This is a genomic window from Parabacteroides sp. merdae-related_45_40 (assembly GCF_001915675.1).
Genome location: NZ_MNQY01000016.1, coordinates 1 through 3,939 on the forward strand (window position 1 = coordinate 1; position 3,939 = coordinate 3,939).

General features: G+C 41.8%; 3 protein-coding genes and 1 pseudogene. 1 reads left to right on the top strand and 3 read right to left on the bottom strand.

The genetic code is table 11. From position 1 onward, the window contains the following. The first annotated feature begins 7 nt into the window (after positions 1 to 7). Positions 8 to 1,188, top strand: a pseudogene (locus tag BHV83_RS00300) (IS256 family transposase). A 77-nt stretch (positions 1,189 to 1,265) separates the two neighbouring features. On the opposite strand, the gene BHV83_RS00305 reads toward BHV83_RS00300, so the two are convergent. The 3 genes from BHV83_RS00305 to tnpA form a co-directional block, all read right to left on the bottom strand. Continuing rightward, positions 1,266 to 2,879, bottom strand: coding sequence for an IS66-like element ISBvu3 family transposase (locus BHV83_RS00305; protein WP_122206124.1), 1,614 nt, complete (start codon positions 2,877 to 2,879; stop codon positions 1,266 to 1,268). Positions 2,880 to 2,954: 75 nt separating this feature from the next. Then, positions 2,955 to 3,323 (bottom strand): IS66 family insertion sequence element accessory protein TnpB, encoded by a 369-nt coding sequence (tnpB, locus tag BHV83_RS00310; protein WP_005633771.1) that lies wholly within the window; start codon positions 3,321 to 3,323, stop codon positions 2,955 to 2,957. Next, positions 3,307 to 3,663, bottom strand: a complete 357-nt coding sequence (gene tnpA / locus BHV83_RS00315) for an IS66 family insertion sequence element accessory protein TnpA (protein ID WP_005635862.1) — start codon at positions 3,661 to 3,663, stop codon at positions 3,307 to 3,309. Before tnpA ends, tnpB begins: the two co-directional genes overlap by 17 nt. Positions 3,664 to 3,939: the final 276 nt, after the last annotated feature.

The following is a 3,939-nucleotide window of genomic DNA, read 5'->3' on the forward strand; positions in this document are numbered from 1 at the left end:
CGATGAGGTGTTAAGCAAGGAGTTCCTTAGCCAGTTCAAGACAGAAGCGGATGTGAGCAAGTTTCTGAAACAGTTGCATGCCCAGGTGCTGGAGAAGATGCTTGAAGGCGAAATGGATGCCCATTTGGGCTATGAAAAGAATTCTGTGACAGGGAACAATACCGGCAACTCCCGGAATGGCAGTTATCCGAAGAAAATCCAGACCGAACATGGAGAGTCTGTCATTTCTATTCCACGTGACCGTAACGGCCAGTTTGAGCCGATAGCAGTGCCCAAACATGAAAGTCGTGGACTTTCTATAGAAAAGCTCGTTATCTCCCTATACGCCAAAGGAATGAGCGTTTCTGACATAGAGGAAGAGATGCGTGAGATTTATGAAATAGAGCTCTCTACATCGGCCATTTCCATCATTACCAACAAAGTCAATCAGGCTGCCCAGGAGTGGCAGAACCGTCCCCTTGATCCTGTTTGCCTGATAGTCTGGATGGACGGTATTGTCTTCAAGGTACGGGATAACGGCAAGATCATAAACAAGACCGTTTACCTTTGCGTCGGACTGAAACAGAACGGCCTGAAGGAAGTTCTTGGCATGTGGGTTGGCAAATCGGAAAGCTCTTCTTTCTGGATGGGTGTCCTGACCGACTTAAAAGCCCGTGGAGTGCAGGATATACTGATTACCTGTACCGACAATCTGAATGGATTTACGGATACTATCCGCAGTGTATTCCCTCAGTCATCCACTCAAGTCTGTGTGGTACATCAGATCAGAAATTCCTGTAAATATGTCGTTTATAAGGATAAGAAAGAGTTTACAGCGGATATGAAGAATATCTATAATGCACCCAACAAAGAGGTTGCAGCCACAGAACTTGACAATCTGGAAAAGAAATGGGGAGGAAAGTATCCTTATGCTATAGGAGAAACAACTGGGATGATTTGACTGTTTTCTTCCAATTCCCGCTGGAAATCAGAAAAATAATCTACACAACCAATCTCATTGAGAACCTGAATGGAAAAATCAGAAAGTACACGAAATCAAAACTTTCATTTCCTTCGGACGATGCTGTAAAAAAGACCGTATATCTTTCGCTTATGGAGATTGAAAAGAAATGGACAATGCCTATTTCAAACTGGGGCTTGATTATGAATCAATTTATGCTTATGTTTGAAAACAGAATCCAGATATAAGAACAAACTTACAACTGAATCCTGTTTTCATTTACACAAAATTCTGGACAGTGTCTTTTATTCTTTAACATAAATATTTAAACTCCAATTGGATTCGTGTTGGATTTCTCTAACTTCCAAACATCCGGAAGAAGTTCACGAACATTTTTCCCGGAGTCTCTTTCCAGATAGTATGGAAGTTTGGCTATGACATCATTCAGCCATTCCCTTGGGTTAATTTCCTGTGCTTTACAGGTAGCTAATAGTGAGCATATGATTGCTGTATTTTCAGCTGCCTCGTGGTTACCACAAAAGAGGAAGTTCTTTCTGGACAAAGTAAGTGGTCTAATCGCATTTTCCGCCAGATTATTATCGATTTTCAGATTTCCATCTTTCAGGTAATTCTTCATTCTTGGCCAAAGAGGATAAGTATAGGTAATAGCTTGTCCCATGCGACTTCTTGGTGGTACTTTGCCATAAGTCTGTTCCATCCATTTTTCAAAGGAGTCAAGTATGGGAGTTGCCAAACGCTGGCGGAGTGCACATCGTCCCTGCGCATCGAGTTTCCGGGCATCTGCTATCTGCTCAATATGATATAGTTCCTGTATTTGTTTAAGAGCATATTCAGCAAGTGATCTATTTTCATCCAGTGCCAGCTCCATATGTCTTCTGATATGGGCCAGACAGGCAATAAGGCACACGTCCTTAGTGCCATCAAACGCATTGTAGGCACTGTATCCGTCACTTTGAAGATATCCTTTGAAGTCCTTTAATAAATTTCTGATTGTCTGTCCGGATCGGGAACCGTCATCATAATGGAAGATGACCAGTTTTTCCATAGCTGCCCTGACCATCCATAAATACTCCTTATCGGTTTTTCCCTTTCCTTTGTTGATGACCCGTACTGTGGTTTCGTCGACCTGAACATATCCGCTGCCCGTTACGAGCTTTACTAATTCCGAATAAAGAGGACTTAATAACTCACATACTGGCTTAAACCACCCGCTTAAAGTACTTTCCGGCAGTCGTACACCCAAATGTCTGTATTCCTTTACCTGACGGTAAAAGGGAACATGATATTCATATTTCTGCAGAAGTATTTCGGCTAGCAAGGAAGGTCCTGCCAGACATTTGTATATAGGGGAAGGTGGAAGCGGTGCTATTATGACACCGCTTTCACCCTCTTTGGGAAGACTTAAATTATTTTTGAGTCCGTATTTGGGACGTACTGTCTCTTTGACATATAGCTTTCCCGGTTCAAATTCAAGCGTACGTGTGCGCTCTTCACCTATACGACGATATCGATTCAGATCCACATTATCAGGTTCGACAATGACTTCCACAACGGGCAGCCCCTCTAACAGTTCCCGATTACGGCGGGATTCTTTTTTCTTTCCGTCCGGTTTACATGTCCTAGTGCCTACGCCAGTCTCCACAAGATCCGTTTCCTCTTGCCTGGGATTAGCCAAGGTATCAAACAAGGCAAGCTGGTTGGGATCCAAGGATGCCAGCTTTTCACTCTTTCTGCCGAAAAGCTGTCTGTTTAACCAGGCTACTTGCGACAGGAGTTCCTGTACTTTTTGCTGCAGTTCTCCCGTCTGTTCCATAAGTTTCTGATTTGATTCTACAAGGGTACGATTTGTCTCCGGAAGCCCTTTTATTTGCTCCTGTTGATTCTTGATTATTAGTTCCATCGTATCTGTATGAATCATTCTTTTTAGTATCTTATTATAATGTAAAGATACTGAAAATCGTACAGCTATACAAGTTTAGGAAGCTCTTTTTAATCAATAAAATCCTTCTTTTCGACCGGCTTTAAGACGTTTGAGTCTATCACTCGGATTATCGGTTATGCCTTCCACCATCAGTACTAAATCACGCCATTCCATGGGATAGGAACGGCTTTCACTATCATAGGAAGGAAGTCTAAAGGTACCTTCCTCAAGGCGTTTTATGTATAAAACCATACCTCCGTCTTCGGTATGCAGAAGTTTCATGGTTGTTCTGCTTCGGTTGACAAAGATAAACACATCGCCAAGTCGAACGTCATATCCCATTTTATCATGAACAAGCCCACAAAGGGAATTTATTCCTTTGCGCATATCTGTCTTCCCGGGACACAGGAAGTAGCGCATCGTATCATTCAGGCAGAACATGGCTACATAATTTACTGATCAGGCCATAAATAATCTCCGGATTACTTAGGATGTTGAGGTGGATCTTTATGCCGGATGGAAGTTCTATGGTTACATGCCTGTCACCACATGATGAAGTGGGAATGGCAGGAGTATGATTAATATTAAGAGGGATAAACGAATCACCTGTAGGTTCGGTGTGTTTGGTATATGGGTGACTCAATCCATATTTCTTCTTCCAATAATGAAAACAGGAAGCAGGATACGATTCATTATCACAGAAATCCTTTATGGTTAGTCCGCTGGACTGTTGGCGCTGATATAGCGCTAAAAACTCTTCTTTACTCATTGATCGTTTCATAACTACGTTTTTGAACGCAAAGTAATAGAAGAGTTTTTAGGTCTACAATGTGTACTTTATCGGATGCTTACGACCTTTGTGTGATAGGTAGTGTAAATTGTATAGAATCTTTTCGATACAACAGAATTTATAATCGAGTAGTCCGCCATAAATGAAGACTGTTTATGGCGAGCTACTTTTTAGATAAAGAAACGGTAATCGTATGTTACACCATTATATTGTCTTAACAAGTTTCCCACCTGCGCCAATGTATTAGAAGTGTCAATTGTAGCAGGT